The sequence below is a fragment of the Streptomyces sp. NBC_01176 genome (assembly GCF_045039825.1).
GTDB lineage: Bacteria > Actinomycetota > Actinomycetes > Streptomycetales > Streptomycetaceae > Streptomyces.
Genome location: NZ_CP108600.1, coordinates 1,586,864 through 1,608,402 on the forward strand (window position 1 = coordinate 1,586,864; position 21,539 = coordinate 1,608,402).

General features: G+C 72.8%; 19 protein-coding genes. 4 read left to right on the forward strand and 15 right to left on the reverse strand.

Annotated features, from left to right (window positions below; genetic code table 11):
* Positions 1-40: 40 nt before the first annotated feature.
* The 15 genes from hypE to OG199_RS06760 all read right to left on the reverse strand — a co-directional run bounded on the left by hypE (position 41) and on the right by OG199_RS06760 (position 14,752).
* Complete coding sequence (gene hypE / locus OG199_RS06690) at positions 41-1,129, reverse strand: hydrogenase expression/formation protein HypE (protein WP_405828542.1); 1,089 nt, start codon at positions 1,127-1,129, stop codon at positions 41-43.
* Complete coding sequence (gene hypD / locus OG199_RS06695) at positions 1,122-2,246, reverse strand: hydrogenase formation protein HypD (RefSeq protein ID WP_401807850.1); 1,125 nt, start codon at positions 2,244-2,246, stop codon at positions 1,122-1,124. Before hypD ends, hypE begins: the two co-directional genes overlap by 8 nt.
* Positions 2,243-2,554: a HypC/HybG/HupF family hydrogenase formation chaperone gene (locus tag OG199_RS06700; protein ID WP_356802279.1), complete on the reverse strand. Its 312-nt coding sequence runs from the start codon at positions 2,552-2,554 to the stop codon at positions 2,243-2,245. Before OG199_RS06700 ends, hypD begins: the two co-directional genes overlap by 4 nt.
* A gap of 85 nt (positions 2,555-2,639) precedes the next feature.
* Positions 2,640-5,102: a carbamoyltransferase HypF gene (gene hypF / locus OG199_RS06705; protein WP_405828544.1), complete on the reverse strand. Its 2,463-nt coding sequence runs from the start codon at positions 5,100-5,102 to the stop codon at positions 2,640-2,642.
* Positions 5,099-5,875 carry a hydrogenase nickel incorporation protein HypB gene (gene hypB, locus OG199_RS06710; RefSeq protein WP_356802282.1) on the reverse strand — a complete coding sequence of 259 codons (777 nt, stop codon included), beginning with the start codon at positions 5,873-5,875 and terminating at the stop codon, positions 5,099-5,101. Before hypB ends, hypF begins: the two co-directional genes overlap by 4 nt.
* Before the next feature lie 3 nt (positions 5,876-5,878).
* Positions 5,879-6,274 carry a hydrogenase maturation nickel metallochaperone HypA gene (gene hypA, locus OG199_RS06715; RefSeq protein ID WP_405828547.1) on the reverse strand — a complete coding sequence of 132 codons (396 nt, stop codon included), beginning with the start codon at positions 6,272-6,274 and terminating at the stop codon, positions 5,879-5,881.
* Positions 6,275-6,496: 222 nt separating this feature from the next.
* Positions 6,497-6,601 (reverse strand): DUF6893 family small protein, encoded by a 105-nt coding sequence (locus OG199_RS06720; RefSeq protein ID WP_381242641.1) that lies wholly within the window; start codon positions 6,599-6,601, stop codon positions 6,497-6,499.
* A 10-nt stretch (positions 6,602-6,611) separates the two neighbouring features.
* On the reverse strand, positions 6,612-7,172 hold the full coding sequence (locus OG199_RS06725) for a hydrogenase maturation protease (RefSeq protein ID WP_356802284.1): 561 nt from the start codon (positions 7,170-7,172) through the stop codon (positions 6,612-6,614).
* On the reverse strand, positions 7,169-8,599 hold the full coding sequence (locus tag OG199_RS06730; RefSeq protein WP_405828549.1) for a hypothetical protein: 1,431 nt from the start codon (positions 8,597-8,599) through the stop codon (positions 7,169-7,171). Before OG199_RS06730 ends, OG199_RS06725 begins: the two co-directional genes overlap by 4 nt.
* The gene (locus OG199_RS06735; RefSeq protein WP_405828551.1) at positions 8,596-9,288 is read right to left on the reverse strand and encodes a DUF6084 family protein; all 693 of its coding nucleotides are present in this window, start codon (positions 9,286-9,288) and stop codon (positions 8,596-8,598) included. The genes OG199_RS06730 and OG199_RS06735 overlap by 4 nt, the downstream gene beginning before the upstream one ends.
* Entirely contained in the window at positions 9,285-9,944 is a 660-nt protein-coding gene (locus OG199_RS06740; protein ID WP_266705003.1) for a DUF5947 family protein, read from the reverse strand. Before OG199_RS06740 ends, OG199_RS06735 begins: the two co-directional genes overlap by 4 nt.
* A complete protein-coding gene (locus OG199_RS06745) occupies positions 9,941-10,543 on the reverse strand; it encodes a hypothetical protein (protein ID WP_401807864.1) in 603 nt (200 codons plus the stop codon). Before OG199_RS06745 ends, OG199_RS06740 begins: the two co-directional genes overlap by 4 nt.
* Positions 10,540-12,324: a nickel-dependent hydrogenase large subunit gene (locus OG199_RS06750; protein ID WP_356802291.1), complete on the reverse strand. Its 1,785-nt coding sequence runs from the start codon at positions 12,322-12,324 to the stop codon at positions 10,540-10,542. The genes OG199_RS06745 and OG199_RS06750 overlap by 4 nt, the downstream gene beginning before the upstream one ends.
* Positions 12,325-12,408: 84 nt before the next feature.
* The gene (locus tag OG199_RS06755; RefSeq protein ID WP_266704997.1) at positions 12,409-13,497 is read right to left on the reverse strand and encodes a hydrogenase expression protein HypE; all 1,089 of its coding nucleotides are present in this window, start codon (positions 13,495-13,497) and stop codon (positions 12,409-12,411) included.
* Between the two features lie 463 nt (positions 13,498-13,960).
* Positions 13,961-14,752, reverse strand: a complete 792-nt coding sequence (locus tag OG199_RS06760) for a hypothetical protein (RefSeq protein ID WP_405828553.1) — start codon at positions 14,750-14,752, stop codon at positions 13,961-13,963.
* Positions 14,753-15,077: 325 nt separating this feature from the next.
* Between OG199_RS06760 and OG199_RS06765 the strand changes: the two genes are divergently transcribed.
* The 4 genes from OG199_RS06765 to OG199_RS06780 all read left to right on the forward strand — a co-directional run bounded on the left by OG199_RS06765 (position 15,078) and on the right by OG199_RS06780 (position 21,538).
* Positions 15,078-15,893 carry a Crp/Fnr family transcriptional regulator gene (locus OG199_RS06765; RefSeq protein WP_356802294.1) on the forward strand — a complete coding sequence of 272 codons (816 nt, stop codon included), beginning with the start codon at positions 15,078-15,080 and terminating at the stop codon, positions 15,891-15,893.
* A gap of 350 nt (positions 15,894-16,243) precedes the next feature.
* Complete coding sequence (locus OG199_RS06770) at positions 16,244-18,139, forward strand: hypothetical protein (protein WP_405828555.1); 1,896 nt, start codon at positions 16,244-16,246, stop codon at positions 18,137-18,139.
* Complete coding sequence (locus OG199_RS06775) at positions 18,136-18,711, forward strand: hypothetical protein (protein ID WP_405828557.1); 576 nt, start codon at positions 18,136-18,138, stop codon at positions 18,709-18,711. Before OG199_RS06770 ends, OG199_RS06775 begins: the two co-directional genes overlap by 4 nt.
* Before the next feature lie 178 nt (positions 18,712-18,889).
* Positions 18,890-21,538, forward strand: coding sequence for a hypothetical protein (locus OG199_RS06780; protein ID WP_405828559.1), 2,649 nt, complete (start codon positions 18,890-18,892; stop codon positions 21,536-21,538).
* Position 21,539 lies beyond the last annotated feature (1 nt).

Sequence of the window (21,539 nt, forward strand, 5' to 3'; positions counted from 1 at the left end):
TGCGGCCCTCCGTGCGGCCCTCCGTGCGGCCCTCCGTGCGTCAGCAGATCCTCGGGAGCTGCTCCCCGATCGGCATGTCGACCACCCGGGTGCCGCCCAGCCCGGTACGGGCCACCACCATGCCCGGATGGTCGGCCACCACCTCGCCGATGACCGTCGATCCGGCGCCCAGCGGATGCGCCCGCATCGCGTCGAGCACGGCATCGGCGTGCGCGCGGGGAACGAAGGCCACCAACTTGCCCTCGTTGGCGACATACAGGGGATCGAGCCCCAGCACGGCGCAGGCGTTGGCGACCGCGGGCGGGACCGGGACCTCGCGCTCCCGGACGACGACCCCGGTGCCCGAGGCCGCCGCGATCTCGTTCAGGGAGGCCGCGAGGCCGCCCCTGGTGGGGTCGCGCAGCACGTGCAGGTCGGGGGTGACCGCGAGCATGGCGTCGACCAGCCCGCCGAGCGCCGCGCAGTCGCTCTCGATCTCCACCCCGAACTCCAGGCCCTCACGGACGCTCATGATGGCCACGCCGTGCACACCGATCGCGCCGCTGACCATCACGACATCGCCGGGCACGACCCGCTGCGGACGCAGGTCGACACCCGCCGGGATGAGCCCGATCCCTGCCGTGTTGATGTAGATCCCGTCGCCGTGGCCGGACTCCACCACCTTGGTGTCACCGGTCGCGATCTCCACGCCCGCGGTGCGCGCGGCGGCACCGAGCGCCTCCGCCACGCGGGCGACGGTCTCCATCTCGACGCCCTCCTCCAGGATGAAACCGCAGGAGAGGTAGGCGGCACGGGCGCCGCTCATGGCGAGGTCGTTGACGGTGCCGTTGACGGCGAGGTCGCCGATGCTGCCGCCGGGGAAGAACAGCGGCCGCACCACGAACGAGTCGGTGGAGAAGGCCATCCGGACACCGCCCACCGACAGGGCCGCGGCATCGCCCATCTGGGCGAGCACGCTGCCGCCGAAGGCGGGCGCGAAGACGTGCTGGACGAGTTCGGCGGAGAGCGCCCCGCCCCCGCCGTGCCCCATGACGACACGGGGCTGGTCGCGCAGCGGCGCCGGACAGGTCCAGGCCGCGGGATCGAGGGCGGGCGTCCGCACGTCGGTGGTCTCCGTGGTGTCAGACAACGGGGCTCGCCTCCCGGGGAGCGGGGGTGAGGTCCAGCCGCCGGTAGAGGTAGTACGCGGCGCAGGCGCCCTCGCTGGAGACCATCGTGGCTCCGAGCGGGGTGCGGGGGGTGCAGAGGGTTCCGAACGCCTCGCACTCGTGCGGCTTGAGCAGCCCCTGAAGGACCTCACCGCTGCGGCACTCGGCCGGTTCCCGGGTCTGGATGCCGTCGACCGAGAAGCGGTGCTCGGCGTCGTGGTCACGGTACTTGGCGGACAGCCGCCAGCCGCTGTCGGGAATCACCCCGATACCGCGCCACGCCCGGTCGGTGACCTCGAAGACGTCCTCCAGCATGGCCCGCGCCGCGGCGTTCCCCTCCGGGCGGACGGCACGGGGGTAGGCGTTGTCGACGGTGTGCTCGCCACGCTCCAGCTGCGCCACGGTCCGGCGGACGCCTTCGAGGATGTCCAGCGGCTCGAAACCGGTCACCACGATCGGCACCCGGAAGCGCTCCGCGAGCTCCGGGTACTCCTCCACCCCCATCACGCTGCACACGTGTCCCGCCGCCAGGAAGCCCTGGACCCGGCAGCTCGGGGACTGCATGATCGCCTCGATGGCCGGGGGTACGCGCACATGGGACACCAGCAGACTGAAGTTCCTGATGCCGAGCTTGCGGGCCTGGTACACCGTCATGGCGTTGGGCGGCGCGGTCGTCTCGAAGCCGATCCCGAAGAAGACCACCTCCCGGTCCGGGTTCTGCTGGGCGATCCGCAGGGCGTCGAGCGGCGAGTAGACGACCCGTACGTCGCCGCCCGCTCCCCGCACCTGGAACAGGTCCCGTCCGGTGCCGGGCACACGGAGCATGTCGCCGAAGGAACAGAAGATCACCCCGGGGCGGGAGGCGATCTCCAGCGCCTTGTCGATGACCTCCAGCGGGGTGACGCACACCGGACAGCCGGGGCCGTGGATCAACTCCACCTGTTCCGGCAGGAGTTGGTCGATCCCATGGCGGATGATGGTGTGCGTCTGTCCGCCGCAGACCTCCATCAGCGCCCACGGCCTGGTCACCGTGGAGTGGATGTCGTCGAGCAGCCTGCGCGCCAGGTCCGGGTCCTGGAACTCGTCGATGTACTTCACGTCCGCGCCCCCTCTTCCTCGGCCGGCAGGGTTGTCCCGCCCGCCTCCGCGGCCATTTCCCAGGGGTCGCCGAACTCCTCCTGCAGCATGCCGAGGGTGGCGAACAGTTCCAGCGTCTGCTTCGCCGACTCCTCGTCCAGCCGCTGGAGGGCGAATCCGACGTGGACGATGGCGTACTCGCCGACCTGGAGGTCGGGCAGGTACTCCAGGCACACCTCCTTGACCACACCGCCGAAGTCGACGTTGGCCATCCGGGTACCGTCCCGTTCTTCGATGTCCAGCACTCTGCCGGGTACCGCCAGGCACATGGGCCTCTCCTTGCTGTGGGGCGTGCGGGTCGTGCGGGGTCCTACGTCGTCGCCCGGTCGGGCCGGGCCGGATCGGATCGGTTCGTCAGTCGGCGGCCGGGGTCCGTTCCTCGGCGCGGGCTGCCACCACCAGCTGGCCCAGGGCCAGACCGCCGTCCCCCGGTGGCACCAGGTGGTGGCGCAGGACCGTGAAGCCGTCCGCGCGCAGGGCCGCGGCGCAGGCCGAGGAGAGCAGCGAGTTGGCGAAGACACCGCCGGTCAGGGCGACCGTGTCCACTCCGTGCCGGTCCCGTGCCAGCGCGCAGAGCCGGTGGACGAGTGCGGCGACGGCCCGGTGGAAGCGGGCCGCGACCAGACCCGGCGCCACGCCCGCGCGCAGATCACCGACGATCGCCGCGAACACGGGTGCGGGATCCGCCAGCACGGGCGCCGGGCCGGCCGGCACGGGCGCCCTGTCCGTCCGTGGCCCGCCGCCGCCCGTCACCACGGGCCGGCCCGGCTCCGCGCACCGCACGGCGAACCCGTACGCCCCGGTGTCCCCGGCCGGCGCCGTCAGCGCGGCGGCCTCCAGCTCGACCGCCGCCTGGGCCTCGTATCCGGACCGGTGGCAGACACCGGCCAGGGAGGACACGGCGTCGAAGAGCCGGCCCATGCTCGAGGTGGGGACGCAGTTCAGGTCACGCTCCAACTGTCGTGCCAGTACGAGGCGTTCGTCGGCCGGGCAGGCGGGCGTGCAGGCCAGGTCGTCGGACCAGTCGATCCCGGCAGCCCGCAGATGCGCGAGCGCCATCCGGTACGGCCGTCGTACGGCGGCGTCACCGCCGGGCAGCGGCACGTACGCGAGGTGCCCGAACCGGACGAAGCCGTCGTAGTCCGCGAGCAGGAACTCGCCGCCCCACACCGCTCCGTCGTCGCCGTACCCCGTGCCGTCGAAGGCGACGCCGAGGACCGGGCGGCTGCCGTCGAGGCCCGCCTCGGCCATCGCGGAGGCGACATGGGCGTGATGGTGCTGGACGCGCACGACGGGCCGTCCCGTCGCATTGCGGTCGGCCCAGCGGGCGGAGCGGTAGCCGGGATGCCGGTCGGCAGCCAGCAGTTCCGGGCGCACCGGGGTGATGGACCCCAGTTGCGCGACGGCCCGCTCGAAGGCCCGCTGGGTGGCGAGGTCGTCCATGTCGCCGACATGGGCGGACAGCCAGGCGCGGCGGCCTTCGCCGAGGCAGAACGCGTTCTTGAGGTCGCCGCCGACGGCGAGAGCCGGCCGGACGGACACCGGGAGCGTCAGCGGCAGCGGGGCGTGGCCGCGGGCGCGGCGCACCATGAGCGGCTCGCCGTCGCACACCCGCAGCACCGAGTCGTCGCAGGGCACATGGATCGGGCGGTCGTGGGTGAGCCAGGCGTCGGCGAGGTGGGCCAGCCGCCGCAGCGCCTCCCCGTCGTCGGTGACGATCGGCTCGCCCGAGACGTTGCCGCTGGTCATGACGAGCAGACGCGGGCCCTCGGGGTCGCCGGGCAGGCCGAACAACAGGTGGTGCAGCGGGGTGTACGGCAGCATCACACCGAGGTCGGGGCTGCCGGGCGCGACGGACCCGGCCGGCCACGGGGCGTGCGCAGGGCGTGCGGTGCCGGCGCGGCGGCGCAGCAGCACGATGGGGCGGGTGGCGCCGGTGAGCAGGCCGCGTTCCGCTGCGCCGAGACGGACGAGGTGCCCGATGTCGTCGACGCCCTGGGCCATGACCGCGAACGGCTTGTCCCCTCGGGCCTTTCGGCGGCGCAGCAGGGCGACGGCGTCGGGGTTCGTGGCGTCGCAGGCCAGGTGGTAGCCGCCCAGTCCCTTGACCGCGAGGATCGCGCCGTCCGCCAGGAGCCGGCGGGCCGCGGCGACCGGGTCGTCGGCCGCGACCGGCCGCGGCGGGCCGGCGTCTGCGGGCGGGGGGACGAGCAGCCGCAGCCGCGGGCCGCAGGCCGGGCAGGCGACGGGCTGCGCGTGGAAGCGCCGGTCGGCGGGGTCGGCGTACTCGCGCGCGCAGTCGGGGCACATCGGGAAGCCGGCCATGGTGGTGTGGGCGCGGTCGTAGGGCAGGCCGGTGACGATGGTGAACCGGGGGCCGCAGTGGGTGCAGTTGACGAAGGGATGGCGGTGGCGCCGGTCGGCCGGGTCGGCGAGTTCACGCAGGCACGCGGCGCACGTGGCGGTGTCCGGCGGGATCAGTGTGCGGGCCGGGCCGTCGGTGCGGGAGGCGAGGATGCTGAACGCGGTGTCGCCGGTGGCGGGCACCTCCTGGTGGTCGACGGACTCCACGCGGGCCAGCGGCGGCGCGTGCACGGCGATCCCGTCGCAGAACCGCGCGACGGCCTCGGGCGCCCCCTCGACCTCGGCGACGACGCCTTCGGGGGTGTTGGTCACATGTCCGCGCAGGTCCAGGCCGGTGGCGAGGGTGTAGACGTACGGGCGGAAGCCGACGCCCTGCACCACGCCCCGTACGAGGACACGACGGCGCAGCGGCGTCCCGCCGAGGACGGCGGCAGGGGACCGGGGTTCGCTCACGAGTGGGAGTGCGCCATGGCGCCGGTGCCGTCGGGGTGCTCGTGGACGTGGGTGTGGGGGGCGCCGGAGTGCGGGGAGGCGTCAGCGCGGTGGGCCATGACGGGGACGTGCGGCGGGGCGCCGTCCGCGGCCGCCAGCGCCCGGTCGAGCAGGGTCCCGATCCCGAGGTCGCGGCGGACCGAGGTCAGCAGCACCTCGACGCCGGGATTGACGCGTTCGACGTTCGCGCGGAACGCCGCCTCGTCGAACTCGACGGCCTCGGCGATGTCGGTCTTGGTGACGACGACCAGGTGGGCGAGGCCGAAGGCGGTGGGGTACTTCAGGGGTTTGTCCTCGCCCTCCGTGACCGAGGCGAGCACGACGCGCAGGGTCTCCCCCAGGTCGTAGGAGGCCGGACAGACCAGGTTGCCGACGTTCTCCACGAACAGCAGCCGGGTGCGGTCGGGCAGCCAGCCCTCCACGTGGCGGCGGAGCATCTCGGCCTCCAGGTGGCACAGCCCGTCGGTGAGGACCTGCTTGACCGGGACGCCCGAGCGGGCGAGCCGCACCGCGTCGTTCTCGGTGGCGAGGTCGGCGGTGAGCGCCGCGACCGGCACGGACCGCCGCCGGGCCAGCTCCAGTTCGCGTTCCAGCAGGGCGGTCTTGCCGCTGCCGGGGCTGGACAGCAGGTTGACGACGGTGGTGCCGCGGGCGGCCAGTTCGGCGCGCAGGGTCTGCGCGCTCTCGTCGTTCTTGGCGAGTACGGCCTGCTGCAGGTCGACCACACGGCACATGGTTCAGCGCTCCTCGGGGATCGGTTCGCGGAGGTGCGCGTGCGTGGGGCCGTCCTCCCACTGCACGCTGAGGATCTGCAGTTCGCGGCCCGCCGGCAGGTCGGTGCCCGCTCCGCCGCAGCGCGGGCAGGCCAGCAGGGGCGGCATGCCGACGGCCCATTCGTGTGCGCAGGGCGCGCAGCGGGCCCGTCCGGGCACCGACTCGGTGACCAGTTCGGCGCCTTCGAGGAGGGTTCCGGCGCAGGCGAGTTCGAAGCAGAAGGACAGGGAGTCGGGCACGACACCGGCGAGTTCGCCCACCTGGAGCCGTACCGAGCGCACGGCCGTGACGTCGCCGGCCCGTTCCGCCGCCTCTTCCACCTGGCCGATCACGGCCAGCGCGATGGACATCTCGTGCATCGGTCTCCGTCCTGGCAGGGGCCGGTCCGGGCCGGCCGCCACCCGGTCGGCCGTCCCGTGGGGCGACCCGTGGGGCGGGGGTCCGCCGCCCTCATTAGAGGGGAGGCGTCCGGGGGCGGACGCCCGGCGCGCCGTCGTCGCCCGGCCGGGTACGCCGTTCGCCGCAACAGCGCGGTACGCGTTCACGCGCGCCGTCGGCCGTCCGGCCGGGCGGGCGCCGGCTCACATGCTGCGCATCCTCAGGTAGCGCCTGATGTCGGGCAGGGACTGCACGAGGACGGCGGCGACAACGGCGGCGACAACGCCGCCGACGAGGGTCTTGATCATGGTTCTCTCCTCACTTCGCGGCTTCGCCGACCGTGGCCCGCGGCGCGGACTCTCCCGGCTCGTCGGCCCGCAGCAACTCTTCGATCAGCCGGACGGCCTCCGGTACGGCGGCGGAGACCGGCGGACTGAGGCCGATGCCCTCCTCCACCGAGGCCGGTTCGCAGCCGAGCACCAGCGTGCGCCGGGGCGGTCGGCCGCCGGTTCCGGCGCAGAGGGTCCCGAGCAGCGCGAGCACGGTGTCGGGGGTCATGCGATGCCCGTCGAGGACCGCACCGGGCGGCGCTTCCCCTTCGGCGCCGTCGTGCTCGATGACGTAGAGGGTGCCCGGTGCTTCGCCGCGCGCGGTGGCGTCGACCAGGATCAGGGTGTCGTAGCCGTCGAGGACCTGGTAGGCGAGATGGACTCCCCGTACGCCGATGTCCACGACCTCGACGTGTGCGGGCAGTTGCCTCCCGGTCAGGACGCGCACGGTCTCGACGCCGAAGCCGTCGTCGCCGAGGAAGATGTTCCCGATGCCGGCGACGAGGACCCTGCCGCCCGGCGTGCCGGGCCGGTCCGGGGCGGCGCTCATGCGTCGTCCTCCAGCGGGGTGACCTCGTCCGGCTGGAAGTACAGGAAGCGGCCCTGTTCGCGGCGGATGTCGGCGCCCGGGTCGTCCTCGACCGTCACCGCGAGGTGCACTCCGCCGTCCACGTCGTGCAGGACGGCCTCGACCCTGGCGGTGCGCCCGGCCAGGAACAGGTCCTGGGCGTCGGTGCGCCGCAGGCCGGGCCGCAGCAGCACCCGGCTGCCCGCGCCCAGTGAGTGCCCGTCGACGACGACCCGGTCGTGCCCGGGGTCGAATCCGGCGTCGCTCGCCGGGTCCCACCACGGCGTGTCCGGTCGCGGTACCCCGAACTCGTCGGGGAATCCGTCCGCGGCGGGGGCGGGGGCCGATCCGGTCACCTCGCGCAGACTGCGCACGGCCCCGTGCAGGCGCTCCAGGACCTCGGGGGGCATCGAGTCCGCGAGGTCGATCACGGCGGCGGCCCGCTCGTCGGTCCCCCGTGCCTCGCGCTTCTCCTCGTCGGTGAGGGCGGCGGTGCGCAGCGCGAGGATCTCGTCGATCTCGGTGGCGTCGTACAGGGCTCCGGGGCTCTCCGGGGCGATGGCCGGGTGGTCCTCCAGGATGATCGGTGAGGAGAGCACCACGTCGGCGCGGCCGGGTTCGCCCGCGAGTACGGGCCAGGTGTGGAGGTTGCGGCAGGCCGCGATCGCGCCCTTCGCCCACTCGGGGGGATCCGTCATGGAGAGGAACGACCCGGCGCTCAGTCCCATGAGGAGGTGGGCGGCCACCAGGGAGCGCGGCAGCGCCGCGTCCCGGTCGGCTGTCGCGCCGTCCGTGGGGGTCCAGGTGCTGGTGTTCTCGACGACGGCGGTCAGCCGCATCACGCGGTAGGGGCCGTCGAGTTCACGGGCCGACAGTCGCAGGGCGCCCGCGGTCTCCTCGTAGCGGCGGATCATGCGGCCCACCGGGCGGCCGGTCTCGTCGAGGACGGGTTCGGTGTCCTCCGCGGCGGGGCGGCCGAAGGGGATCGTGACGCCGTCGCCGAGGAGTTGGTCGACCCGTACGACCGCCTCGACGCGTTCCTCGGTTCCCTCGTCCCAGGGGACCAGGATCCGGTCCCCCAGACGGAGTTCGGGGACCGTGTCGAAGCCGCCGTCGGGGCGCGCCCGCTGGACGGTCCGCCGCCGGGCGCGCAGGAAGCGCAGCTCGACCGCGAGGGTGGCGTCCGCCCTGGGTTCCATCAGGCATTCGGTGTGCTGGAAGTCGTGCTCCTCGGTCGCGGCGCCCCAGGTGGGCGGCACGAGGACCCCGAACTGCCAGCGCAGCCGGTTCTTGGCGGCGGAGGCCCGGTACGGGTAGAGCACATAGCCCTCGAAGAGGACGGCGTCGGCGACCTGCCGGGCGAGGGCGAGACGGGCCTCGGTCTCCGGGGCGAACGTGGTCACGCTCACGGAGCGGTCCTTCCGGTGATACGGGTGAGGGTGGACCCCGGCCGGGAGGTGCCGGGAGCCTCGCCTGCGCCTTCGTCGAGCAGTGCCCGTACGGTGGCCTCCCAGGACGGCAGCGCCCTGCGGGAGCGGAAGGCGACCAGGGCGTCCATGGTGTCGTGCGGCAGCCGGATCCAGCCGCAGCCCGGGAAGTGCTGTTCGACCATCTCCCGCCAGGTGGCGACGGGCATCCGGAAGACGGCCTCGCGGTCCCACGGGACGGGCTCGACGCGGAAGCCGCCCGCTCCGGTGAACGCGGTGCCGGAGAAGAGCATCAGCAGCGGCACCTCGCCGTCGGTGAGGGCGTCGAAGTAGCGGGTCGCGGCGATGTCCATGTCGTAGGTGCAGGGCACGACGAGGTCCGTCTCGGTCTCTCCGGTGAAGGCGGGCACCATGACGGACACCTGTGCGAACTGCACCGGCTGGAGGGTGCTGCCCCAGCGGGACCGCTCGCCGAAGAGGTCGGCGAGCGCGTCGGCCTCGGCGGGCTCGTAGCCGCGCCGGGCGGGCTCGATGCGGATCTGGCAGCGCAGCGCGACGGCGTGCACCGGCTCGTCGCCGGAGGCGGTGACACGCAGCCGGAAGACGAGGGTCGGTCCGGCGGCGAACCGGTCGGCGCGCACGCCGGTGCAGGTGAAGGAGAACTCCGTCACGGCCGGCTCTCCTCCCCCACGTCCCGGGTGCGTTCCCCGACCCGCTCGAAGAACGCGTCCAGGGCGGCGCGGGCCTCCGCGCCGCCGTCGAAGCCCTGCCACAACAGGCGCATCCGGCCGACCAGTTCGTAGCAGATGTCGATGGGCACGAGGGCGCACTCGACGCGGCCGTCGACGCGGCGCAGCAGCAGCGCCTCCACGTCGGGTTCGAGCAGTTCGGCGAGGCGGCTGCCGCCCAGCACGGTCTTCCAGACGGCGGGGTCGAGCTCGCTCTCGGTGGCCCCGGCCGGGCTCGGGTAGAGGGCCACCAGCCGGTCGAGCGCGGCGTTGCGGAAGAAGAAGGCGACGCCGACCGGGATCTGCAGCGCTTCCCAGGCACCGTCGTCGAGACGGTGGTCCGGGTCGGTGAGGTAGCGGTCCGGTACCGCGCGGAAGCGGCCCGCGGCGGCGGCGCCCGGCTGCTGCATGAGCAGGGCGCAGGGGAGGCAGGCGCAGACGATGGCCCGCTTCTCGGTGTCGACCAGGTGGCGGTGGTGTGCCTCGTCCACCGCCACCGCGCACAGTCCGCACCGCTCCGGGCGCGGCCCACGCCCGGTCAGGAACCGGCGCAGGCCCGGTCCTCGGGTGGCCGGGCCTGCGCCGGTGGGCGTGCTCACGCGGTCTTCGCCGGAGCCGGGCGGCCGGCGGTCCGGCGGTCCGGGCCGAGGCCGATCTGCAGGAGCGGGGGCTCCCCCGGTGTGCCGGCGGACTCCACCTCGACGGCCGTGACCTCGGGCGCGAAGCAGGCGAGCGCGTCCTCGGCGGCCTGTCGCGCCGTCGTCCCGTTCGCGGCGCACCCGCAGCCCGTGCCCGCCGCCTCGGCGGACCGGAGTCTGAGGGTTCCGGTCGTCTCGTCGAAGTCCACGACGTCCAGGTCGTGTTCCCGCACGCTGTCGAGGGCGCGGGCGATACGGGTCGCCCGGTCCTCGGGGTGCAGGTCGTGCAGGACGAGGAGGCTCGCGACCAGTTCGTCGCCGAGCAGCGGCGCGACCGGGTCGGCGTCGGCGCGGCGGTTCGCGGGCGCGGAGAGCAGGTGGAGCGCCCGGTCCAGTCCGGCCCCGTAGAAGTCCATCAGGGCCTGCACCAGTTCCTCGGCCGCCGCGCGGACGGCCGGGTCACCGGTGGCGGCGAGCCGGTCGAGCACGGCCTCGATGCGCAGTCCGGTCTGCGTGGCGTTCACCGGGTGCGGCGCCTCGGCCGCCCGCGCGGCGCTCATCCGCCGAGTCCGCTCAGCCCGGTGGGCATGTGCATCTTCTGTACGGTCTTGCCGCCGCCCACGTACATGTGGACACCGCAGGGCAGGCAGGGGTCGAAGCTGCGGACGGCGCGCATGATGTCGATGCCCTTGAAGTTCTCCGGGGAGTTCTCCTCGAAGATCGGGGTGTTCTGCACGGCGTCCTCGTACGGGCCGGGGGTGCCGAAGGTGTCCCGGGTGCTGGCGTTCCACGGGGTGGGCGGGTACGGGTGGTAGTTGGCGATCTTGCCGTCGCGGATCACCATGTGGTGGGAGAGGACGCCGCGGACCGCCTCGGTGAAGCCGACGCCGATGGCCTCGTCGGGCACCTCGAACTTCTCCCAGGTCTGGGTGCGTCCGGCGCGGACCTCCTCGAGGGCCTTCTCCGCGAAGTGCAGTGCGACGGCGGCGGTGTAGGCCTGGAAGTAGGTGCGGGCGCGGTTGCGCTCCAGCGCGTTGCTCCAGCGCGGGATCTTCCACTCGAAGGTGGTCTCGGGCTTCGTCATCGTGCGGGGCAGGTTGATGACGACGCTGTGCCCGGTGGCCTTGACGTATCCGGTGTCGACGAGACCGGACAGGGCGGTGGACCACAGTCGGGCGATGGGCCCGCCGCCGGTGTCCAGGGCGAGGTGGTCCTTGCCGTCGAACCAGCGGGGCGACATGACCCAGCTGTACTTGTCGTCGAAGTTCCGCTTCTGCGGGGCCGGGATGGTGTGCTGGTTCCACGGGTGCCGCGGGTCGACCGGGTTGCCGAGCGGGTCGTGGGTGACGAACTGCTCCTGGCCCTGCCAGTCCTCGTAGTAGGAACTGCCCAGCAGGATGCGGATGCCGAGGTTGATCTCGGTGAGGTCGTTGGTGACGAGTTTGCCGTCGACGACGATGCCGGGCGTGACGAACATCCGCCGGCCCCAGTCCGTCATGTTGGCGTAGGTGAAGTCGCAGTACTCGGGGTCGTTGAGCGCGCCCCAGCAGCCGAGCAGCACACGCCGGCGTCCTACTTCCTCGTACCCGGGCAGGGCCTCGTAGAAGAAGTCGAAGAGGTCGTCGTGCAGGGGGACGACGCGCTTCATGAACTCCACGTAGCGCATCAGCCGGCTGAGGTAGTCCGTGAAGAGCTGTACGGAGGCGATGGTGCCGACGCCGCCCGGGTAGAGCGTGGAGGGGTGCACATGGCGCCCCTCCATGAGGCAGAACATCTCGCGGGTGTACCGGCTCACCTGGAGGGCCTCGCGGTAGAACTCGCCCTCGAGGGGGTTCAGGGAGCGCATGATGTCGGCGATCGTGCGGTAGCCGTGCTCCCCGGCGTGCGGTGCCTCGGTGCGCTCGGCGAGTTCGAGGACACCGGGGTTGGTCTCCCTGACCATCTTCTCGCAGTAGTCGACCCCGACCAGGTTCTCCTGGAAGATGTTGTGGTCGAACATGTACTCGGCGGACTCGCCGAGGTTGATGATCCACTCACCGAGGTGCGGGGGCTTCACGCCGTACGCCATGTTCTGCGCGTACACCGAACAGGTGGCGTGGTTGTCGCCGCAGATCCCGCAGATGCGGCTGGTGATGAAGTGCGCGTCGCGGGGGTCCTTGCCCCGCATGAACACGCTGTACCCGCGGAAGACGGACGAGGTGCTGTAGCACTCCGCGACCCGCTTCTGCTTGAAGTCGATCTTCGTGTGGATGCCCAGGCTGCCCACGATCCGGGTGATCGGGTCCCAGGCCATCTCCATCAGGCCGCTACCGTCGCCGGCCGCCTTCGTCTTCGGTGCCATCGTCTGTGTCGTGCCCTTCTTCGCGCGGGTGGTCCGGGAGGGGTGGCCGGGGTGGTGGGGCTGCGTCTCAGGTGGGGCGGGGGATCACCACGGCGGCCGGTATCCGGTGGTGATCTTGTCCCCGGTGTGGCGCCACTTCGGCTCCTTGTCGACGGTCTGGGTCGTGAGGGTCCGCAGTCTGCGGACCACCGCGCCGTAGGCGCCGCTGGCCTTGGTGGACAACTTCGCGCCGGGGGGTTCGTCCATGAAGGGCATGAACTTGTCCGGGAACCCGGGCATGGTGCAGGCGATACAGATGCCGCCGACGTTGGGACAGCCGCCGATGCCGTTCATCCAGCCGCGCTTGGGCACGTTGCACTTGACGACCGGACCCCAGCAACCCAGCTTCACCAGGCACTTGGGCGAGTCGTAGGTGGTCGCGAACTCGCCCTGCTCGTAGTAGCCCGCCCGGTCGCAGCCCTCGTGCACGGTGGCGCCGAACAGCCACGCGGGGCGCAGCTTGTCGTCGAGGGGGATCATCGGGGCGGAACCGGCCGCCTGGTACAGCAGGTAGGTGAGCGTCTCGGCGAAGTTGTCCGGCTGGATCGGGCAGCCGGGGACGCAGACGATGGGGATGCCGGCGTGCGACGTCCAGTCCCAGCCGAGGTAGTCGGGCAGGCCCATCGCTCCGGTCGGGTTGCCCGCCATGGCGTGGATACCGCCGTAGGTGGCGCAGGTTCCGATGGCGACGACGGCCAGCGCCTTGGGCGCGAGCCGGTCGATCCACTCGCTGGTCGTGATCGGTTGGCCGGTCGCCGGGTCGTCCCCGAAACCGGACCAGTAACCCTCGGGCTTGATCGACTCGTTGGGGATGGACCCCTCGACGACCAGCACGAACGGGTCGATCTCGCCGCGCTCCCCCTTGAAGAACCACTCGATGAACGTGTCCGCGCCGCCGACCGGACCGCATTCGAAGTCGATGAGGGGCCAGTGGACGGCGATCTTCGGCAGGCCGGGCAGGCCGCCGAGGGCGATCTGCTCGATGCTCGGCTGCATCGCGGCCGTCAGCGCGACCGAGTCTCCGTCGCAGCTCAGCCCCGCGTTGATCCAGAGGATGTGGATCGTGGGGGTCTCGTCGGCAGGCGCACCACCGGCGTCCGTGGCGCCGGCCGTGCTCGGCGTCGTCGCTGTCATGGGACCGCCTCCTCGGGGAGGTGAGGGATGAGATCCCCTGGGGGAACGAAAGCCCTTTTGGGGATGAAAGCCTTTAATTCGACCATCAGGTCTCTTGGTACCACTCCTCCGGTCGCGATGGGATGCGATGACCGTCCGTTCCAGTGACGGGGCCTGTCCGGTGCCCCTGCCCTTGCCGGTCCGAAGGGGCGCCGCGCCCCGGCGGCCCGTGGCGCCCTGGATCGCCCGTCCGGGTGAGGGGGGTCTCCGGTCGCCGAGCGGGGATGCGCATGAGGGCCTCCCGGCGGCGACGGTGCGGGCGGCAGGGCCCCGGTCGACTGCGATGGTCGAACACGCCGTACGGAGCGGCGTCGGCGACAGGCTGTGGGGTCACCCGAAAGCGGGGGCCGAGCCGCCACCCGGCGGCGGGCCGGGACGTTCCCCCTCGACGGGGTCGATCCGGCTCCCGGGTCCAGGGCGCCGCTCAGAAGCTGGGTACGTGGGACAGCAGGGTCACCAGTCGTTCGGCGGGGGCGAACAGGGGTACCAGGCGTTCGTACTCGGCGGCCTTGTCCGCCGGCGCGAGGACACGCCCGGGGGTCAGCGCGGCATGCAGGGCGAGCCCGCGCCCGACGATCGCGTGGTGCAGGATCCACAGGACCGGTACCGTCACGCCCGCGGGCTCGCGGCCGCAGGCGACCAGGGCGACCGCGCCGCGCAGGTTCTCGGTGACGGCGACCTTCGCGATGACGTCCTCGAAGGGTTCGACCAGGGACTCCAGCGGGGCAGGCGCGCCCGCCGCGGACGTGAGACGGTCGCACTTCGTGAAGACCAGCACGAGTGGTGTCAGCCGCCCGTCGCGCTCCGCCAGGGCCCGCTGCACCAGCGCGGCCATGCGGTGCAGGGCGGCGCGGTACGGGTCGTCGCCGAGCAGCCGGGGCGCGTCGGCGAACACCATGATTCCGTCCGCCCGGGTCAGGCCGAGGAACAGCCCTTCCTCGGCCCGACCCGCGAGATACCGGTGGTCGCGCCAGCGCACCGGCAGCACGGCGCGCCCCTGGTAGTGGAGCAGCAGGTCGAGGACCTCTCGCCGGTGCCCGGCACCGGGGTGGCGCCCCCGCAGCACCTCCTCGGACGCCGAGGTGAGTTCGTCGTGCAGGGACGCCTCCTGGGCGCACAGTCCGAAGCCCTGGATCCCGTCGCGCATCGCCGCGTACATCAACGAGAGATAGCTGCTCTTGCCCACCCGGCTGTGTCCGAGCATCACGATGTCCATACGGCTCCTTCGGCTGGCGCACGGGCGGCCGGGCCATGGTGGCGGAGCGAACCGGGCAAGAACCGGTCAGGTGACCGGTTGCCTGGACAAGGCGTGACGAGTCAAGACACCGCGAGGGGAATACGTACGCTCTTTCGACCTCACGAGTGTTCTGTCCATCTGATACTCCGACAACTCTTTTGTGCGCTAAGTTCCTCGCACCGGCACGCCGGTCCGTGCACGAAGCGGACGGTGTCGACCGAGGGGGGACCACATGCGCGACCACACTCATTCCAGTCCCACGAGCCACACGACGCCCTTGAGTCGCTGGCCGCAGGGGACGCTCATGGCCCATCTGTCGCCCGACGACCGAGACGCGCTGCTGCGGCTGGGCCGTGTCGTGCGTTACGAGACCGGCGACGTCCTCATTCGCGAAGGCGGACCCGAGACCACCGTGCTGCTCCTCACCGACGGCTGCGTCAAGGTCGTCGGTGCCGTCGAGGACGGGGGCACGGTCCTGCTCGCCCTGCGGGTGCGCGGCGAACTGGTCGGCGAGGTCTCGGCGCTGGACGGGCAGCCGCGCTCGGCCACCGTGATCGCCGCCCGCCCCACCGTCACCCGCACCCTGACCAGTGCCGTCTTCCTCTCCTTCCTGCGGGAGAGCCGGGAAGCGGCCGAAGTCGTGCAGCGGTCCGTCGCGGGCAAACTGCGCGGCGCCACCCGCCACCGCATCGACACGAGCGGCGGCACGGCCACCGTCCGGCTGGCCCGCACCCTGGACAACCTCGTCCGCAGCTACGCGAGGGCCGTGCCGGAGGGTCTGCGGATCGACGTACCCCTCAGCCACACCGATCTGGCCGCGCTCGCCGGGATCTCCGACGCGAGCGTGCAGCGCGCGCTGCGCAGCCTCCGGGCCGCCGGCGCCGTGACCACCAAGTACCGGGGCATCGTCATCCGTGAACCGGACATCCTGCGGGCCATCGCCGCGCAGAGCGGCTGGCCGGCAGCGGACGGCAGTGCGCTGCCGGGCGTACCCACTCCGCGCGCCCCTCGTCCGCCCAGGCCCAAGCGGGCACCCCTCGAACCGCCCGCGCCGCACGCCGGGTCGGCCGCCGGCCTCGCCGCGGAGGCCGGCGACACGCCGCTGTCCGAGGCCGGCTGATCCCGCGACCCGCCGGACCGGAACCCACGACCGGAACGCACCACCGGGACACCGGACCGCGACACCGTGTCGGCGGGTCGGCGGGTCGGCGGGTCGGCGGGTCGGCGGGTCGGCGGGTCGGCGGGTCGGCGGGTCGTGGTGAACGTGAATACGTCAGCGGAATACGTCACCTGACCGAATCTCGCCGCACCGACGAGCCGACAGTGGGCCGGTGACAACCGGCCACTTACGGGGGGTGGTGTGCTGTGAGGCTGTTCCGACTCGTTCCGCACCGAACGCGAGGACGCGCACCCGCGCAGTCTCCGAAACCGGGTCCCACGCATCGCGAACCAGCTTCTCTGGCCGCCGAGTTGGCCGATCTGGCCGCGCATCCGAGACTCGCCCGGCACAGTGCGGCGTTACGCGATCTGGCGGACGCGGTCAGCAGCGGCAGAGGACTCGAGGTGTGGGCGGGAGGCAGCCTCGTCACCGCCTACGGCGGGCCCGACGCGCTCGGCGACGGCCCCGCCGAGAAGGGCGACCGGGCCCGCCGGCTCGGTCTGCTGCCGACGGCACTCGTCTTCGTCCCGCTGCTGATCACCTGGTTCGGACTGGGCGCCGCGGCCTGGGCCAACCAGCGCATGACCGATTCCGGCAACCGGTCCGAGGGTTCCTTCCTGACACTGTGGCAGCAGGGCTTCGACGGACATCTGTGGCCGTTCCTCCGCTTCGACATGATGGCGGTCTGGACGGTGCTGGCGCTCGCCGCGCTGGCCACCACCACCATGCTGCGCCACCGCTGGGAGGAGCGCGACGAGCGCGAACGCCTGGTGCTCTCCCAGCGGCTGTCCGGGGCCCTCGCGCAGACCGAGGCGCTGGCGGTCCGCGCCGCGGCCACCTCGCCACGCCGGTTCACCGAGGAACTGCAGGGCGCCGCGGCGGAGTTGCACACGCTCCTCGGCCGGGCCGTCGGCGTCCAGGAGGGCGCGCGCCGGGCCGTGGCGCAGGCGGACGGGGCCACCGACCGTACCGTCACGGCCCTGGCCTCGCTCGACTCGGCACTCGTCATCCTGCGCGCGGGAGCCTCCGAGGCACGCGAGGCCACGCGGGGCGCGTCCACGGCCGCGGGCCAGGTCGCCCAGGGAGCGGACGTACTGACCAACGGGGTGGCCGCGTCCGTGGCGGCCCTGCGTGACTCGGTCGGCGAGGCGGGACGGATCGCCGCCGAACACATCGGCGCGGCCGGCGCATCCGTCGCCGACCGCTTCGACGCGGTCGCCTCGGCCGCCGAACTGCGGGGGTCCGCCGTGGCCGACCGCGCCACCGAGTCCATGGAGCGGATCCGTGACGAGGCCAGGGACAGCCTGGAGAGGGCACAGGCCTCCCTGACCGAGTCGACGCGGCTTCTCACCGCCACCGTGCAGGGACTGGACCGCACACTCACCAGCCTGCCCACCGCGCTGGAGGGTTCGGCCGCCGAGGGAGCCGACCGTATCGGCATGGCGTACGACATGGCCGTCACCGCCCTGGCCGCCTCGCTGCGCCAGGAGGTACGCGAGGTGTCCGCCGAACTGGCCGACCGTATCGACCAGTTGCACAGCGTCGTGAACAGCCAGCGGGCGATCCAGCGCGACCTCGGCGGTGGCCAGCAGCAGATCCAGGACCTGTTGCGCACCGCCACGGCCGACTTCGAGCAGGCGCTGCGCCGCGTCACCGGCGGCCTCGACGAGGCGGGGCGCGCGGTCGTGCACGGCTCCGCGGAACTCAACGCGGCCGCACGGCAGTTGCGTCGTACGGCGGACGACTCCCGGCCCTCCGCGGGGCCGGCCCCTCGCTCCCCCTCCCTGCCGGACCCGGGGCCCGGCGCCGCGGTCGGCCCCGAGTCCGGCCTCAAGTCCGGTCCCGACTCCCCTTCCGAGTCCGGTCCCGAGTCCGGTCCCGAGTCCGGCGCGGGTCCTGGCTCCGACACGCCCCACCACCGGCCCGCGCACCCCATGCCCCAAGGCGTCGGGTCCCACCCGCTCCCCGATCCCCCGAGCGCCTCCGACGCCCGTCCCCGGCCCGCCGCCACCGTCACGACCGACCCCGCCCGAGCCAACGGGACCGGGCCCACGGCCACACCCACGTCGCCACCCGTGTCCGCCGCCGTACCGGCCACCGCGCACATCCCCGAACCGGCCGACACCCTGGAGAGCCCGTCCACGCGGCGGCTGCGCAAACCCGTGCGACCCGATGCCGGGGACGAGCGGCGGGAGGGAACACGGTGAACCGGCAGTCGAGACGTGCGACGGTGCCGTACCTCGCGGGGTGGCTGTTCGCCGACGTGCTGCTGGTGATCGTGCTGGTGGTGCTGGGAGGCGAACGGGCCCCGCACGACAGGACGTCCGCGCAGGAGCCGTCGCCCACGCCCACACCGACGTCCACCGCACGGCGATCGCCCTCTCCGGGGCCGACCGCGACACCCACGCCGCGGGCCGGGCCGGGCGGGCTCGACCCGGCGACCCGCTCGATCACCGTGCACACCGACGCGAACGCCCTGGTCGCGGGCTCGAAGGCCGCGAGGGCCGATCTCGCGCACCAGGTCGCCGACGGGGTCGAACGGTTCAAGGGACGGACGGCGGCCTTCGTCATGGTCTTCGGGACGGTCCACGGCGCGGGAGGGGCCGTCGACAGCGGACGCAGCGATGCGTACGCCACCGCGGTGGCCCGGTTGCTGCCGAGGACCGAACCCGGCTTCTTCCCGCCGTACTCGGAGAAGATCATCCGCGGCTACCACGACAGCAGCGGCGACATCAGGTCGGGAACGGCCCGGATCGAGCTCTTCTTCCTGTTGCGGTGACGGTCCTCGTCCCGCCCCGGCTCACATCCCAGGCTCTCATCCCGCCTCGAACCGACAGCCCGGGCCAACCGCCCGGACCGACAGACCGGACCAACCTCCCGACCGGCCCGCGCCGAGCCGCTCGTACGACGCGCGCGGGAACAGCGCCCACCCACAGCCCAACGGAGCGTGGAGCATCGTGACCGTCTTCAAGAAGAACCCGAGCCTCTCGGAGCTGCGCGAGTTCACCCAACAGGCCCTGACCATGCTCAGCGAGCAGAACATCCCCGACACACCCGAGGCCTATGAGTCGCGGGACCGGATCCAGTCGCTCGCGGCGGAGCTCGACGCCCGGCTGAACGCACCGGTCACCATCGGAGTGGTCGGCGAGTACTCCGTCGGCAAGTCCCTGCTCCTGGGCACCCTGTTGGGCAAGCCCGACCTGTTGCCGGTGGAGGCGGGGCCCAGCACCGGCAACATCACGGTGCTGGAACTGTCGCGCGGCGAACCGGGCCGGCCGACGACCGCCGCCGAGAGCACGGACGTCGCCTTCCTCACCGAGAAGCAGCTCGCCGCGTGCGTGGGCGCCGTTCTCGACGACCTGGTCCGCGTGCTGGACGAACGGCACCCCCAGCTCGGCGCGGGAGTCGCGCTCGCCGGCTACAACCCGGTGACCGATCCGCGTGGTTGGGCTCCCTTCGAGGCGTGGTACCCGCGGCTGTGGCCCGCCGCGGGCGGCCCGGTCGCGTACGAGGCGATCGGCGCCGCGCACCGGGACGCCGTCACCGAGCTGTGCCGGATCCGCGACGCGGCCCTGAGCCAGCGCGACCTGCTCGGCACCTCCGTCTCCGTGTCGGGCAGGGCGGTCAGCGCGGCGCTGGTCCTCGGAGCCGCCCAGCGCACCCCCGAGACCCCGCCCAAGCGGGTCGTGCAGCCCGTCGACGCGGGTCAGCTCAAGAACTCCGACGCCACGGTCGCCGCGGAGGCGCTGCGCCGTGCGTTCCCGCTGGTCGAGAAGGTGACGCTGCGGGTCGAGGTCTCCCCCGACCACTGGGACCTGTCCGGGCTGATCTCCCAGGACACCGCGGTGCGGCTGCTGGACTTCCCCGGCATCAACGCGGCCGGTTCCTACGGCCGCGACACCTTCCTCAGCCGCCGCGAGCTGGTGTCCGTGCACACCATCCTGCTGGTCATCAGCGCCGTACGCCCCGAGTCGAAGGGCGCCTCGACGTTCTGGGACATGCTCACCGAGGACGGCCGGGAACCGCAGGCCCTGGCCAGCGCGGCCCTCGTCGCGGCGAACGCCTTCGACCTCGCCAAGCCGCCCGCGCTGCAGGACGTACCGGAGGGGCCCCTGCCGCTGCGGCAGCTGCTGTCGCACTCGGCCGAGGTCAACGGCGTGCACGTGTACGGGAACAAGTTCGTGCACCACCGCGAGGACGGCATCGTGGCCGTCTCCTCGATCGCCGCCATCCGCGCCCACCAACTCCCCTACACCGAGACCTCCTCGGAGACCCGCGAGCGCATCCACAAGGCACTGGCGGACCTCGACCCGCCGGGCGCCAAACGGTGGGAGAAGATCGCCGACCGGTTGCGCAGCGCCGACGAGATCAACCCGTGGACGGACCGACTGCGCGCCTACGACAACGACGGCGGAATCCAGCGGCTGCGCCTGCTGGTCGACCACCACGTACGCCGCCACGGGCTGGACCAGAAGCTGGAGCGGGCGCGCGGCTCGCACCGCAAGCTCTGGCGCGAACTGAGCCTGCTCCAGCGGCAGGTGCACCGGGCGTCGGGCAGCGAGCAGCCCGAGGAGTACCGCGAACTCGCCGAGAGGCTGGCCCAGTTCCGGGAACTGCTCGATCTGATGCTGCCGACGCTGTACCAGCTCAGTACCCCCGCGCCGCGCGTGAGCGGGGCCGACGACGCCTCGTACGCCGCCGAGCTCGGCGGACGGCCGCCCCGCCGGGAGGAGATCGCGGACTCGGTGCGCGACGACGTCTTCGACTGGCGGGAGTGGCAGGAGCTGCTGGGACGGGCCGAGCGTGACCGCAACCACCTCGTCCCCCGCAGCGAACCGCCCGCGCACGGCGGCATCAACACCCTGACGCGGCCCGGCCGGACCGCCAGCGTCGCGGCGGAGGCGCCCGGCAGCGACGAGTCGGCCGACGTCACGACGACCTTCCTGGACAAGTTCCGCGCGCTCGTCGACCGGCGCACCGGCGAGGAGCACGACCAGCTGCGCATCTGGTTCGACCAGTGGGCGGCTTACTGGCAGGACGAGTTCGGCCCGCTGCGCGAGTGGATGGCGGACCCGGCCACCGACATCCTGCTCAACGACCTGTTCACCCGGCTGCGCGGCAGCGCGCACCGGGCCGACAACCAGTTGAACCATTTGTGGACGGCTCTCAATCCGGTGCACGCGCGGCAGCGGGTGGAGGAACTGGCGTCCGTGCCCGGCCCGACGGCCGCGGACCAGGAGAACCGGTTCCCGATGCGGGCTCCGCACGCGCTGCCCTGGGACCACCGCATGCCCCGGCTGGAGGACCAGCGCTCCGAGGAACGCGATCGGCACCCGCTGCTGGTGGTGCAGCTGCGCCAGCACACCGCGGACGCCGCCGCCAGGCTCGTCACCGAACATCTCGGCCGCACCCTCGCCCTGATCGAGAAGGACCTGGTCGCCCTGTACGCGAAGACCGTGGAGTACCTGCCCCGGGAGAACGAGGTGCGCGCGCCGCGCAAGCCCCTGGGGGCGGACCCGCGCTCCGGCGGGGACGGCACCGGTACCGCGGAGGCACCGGTCGAAGAGCCCATCGACATCCTGATCCGAGCCTGGAGCGACGACTGAC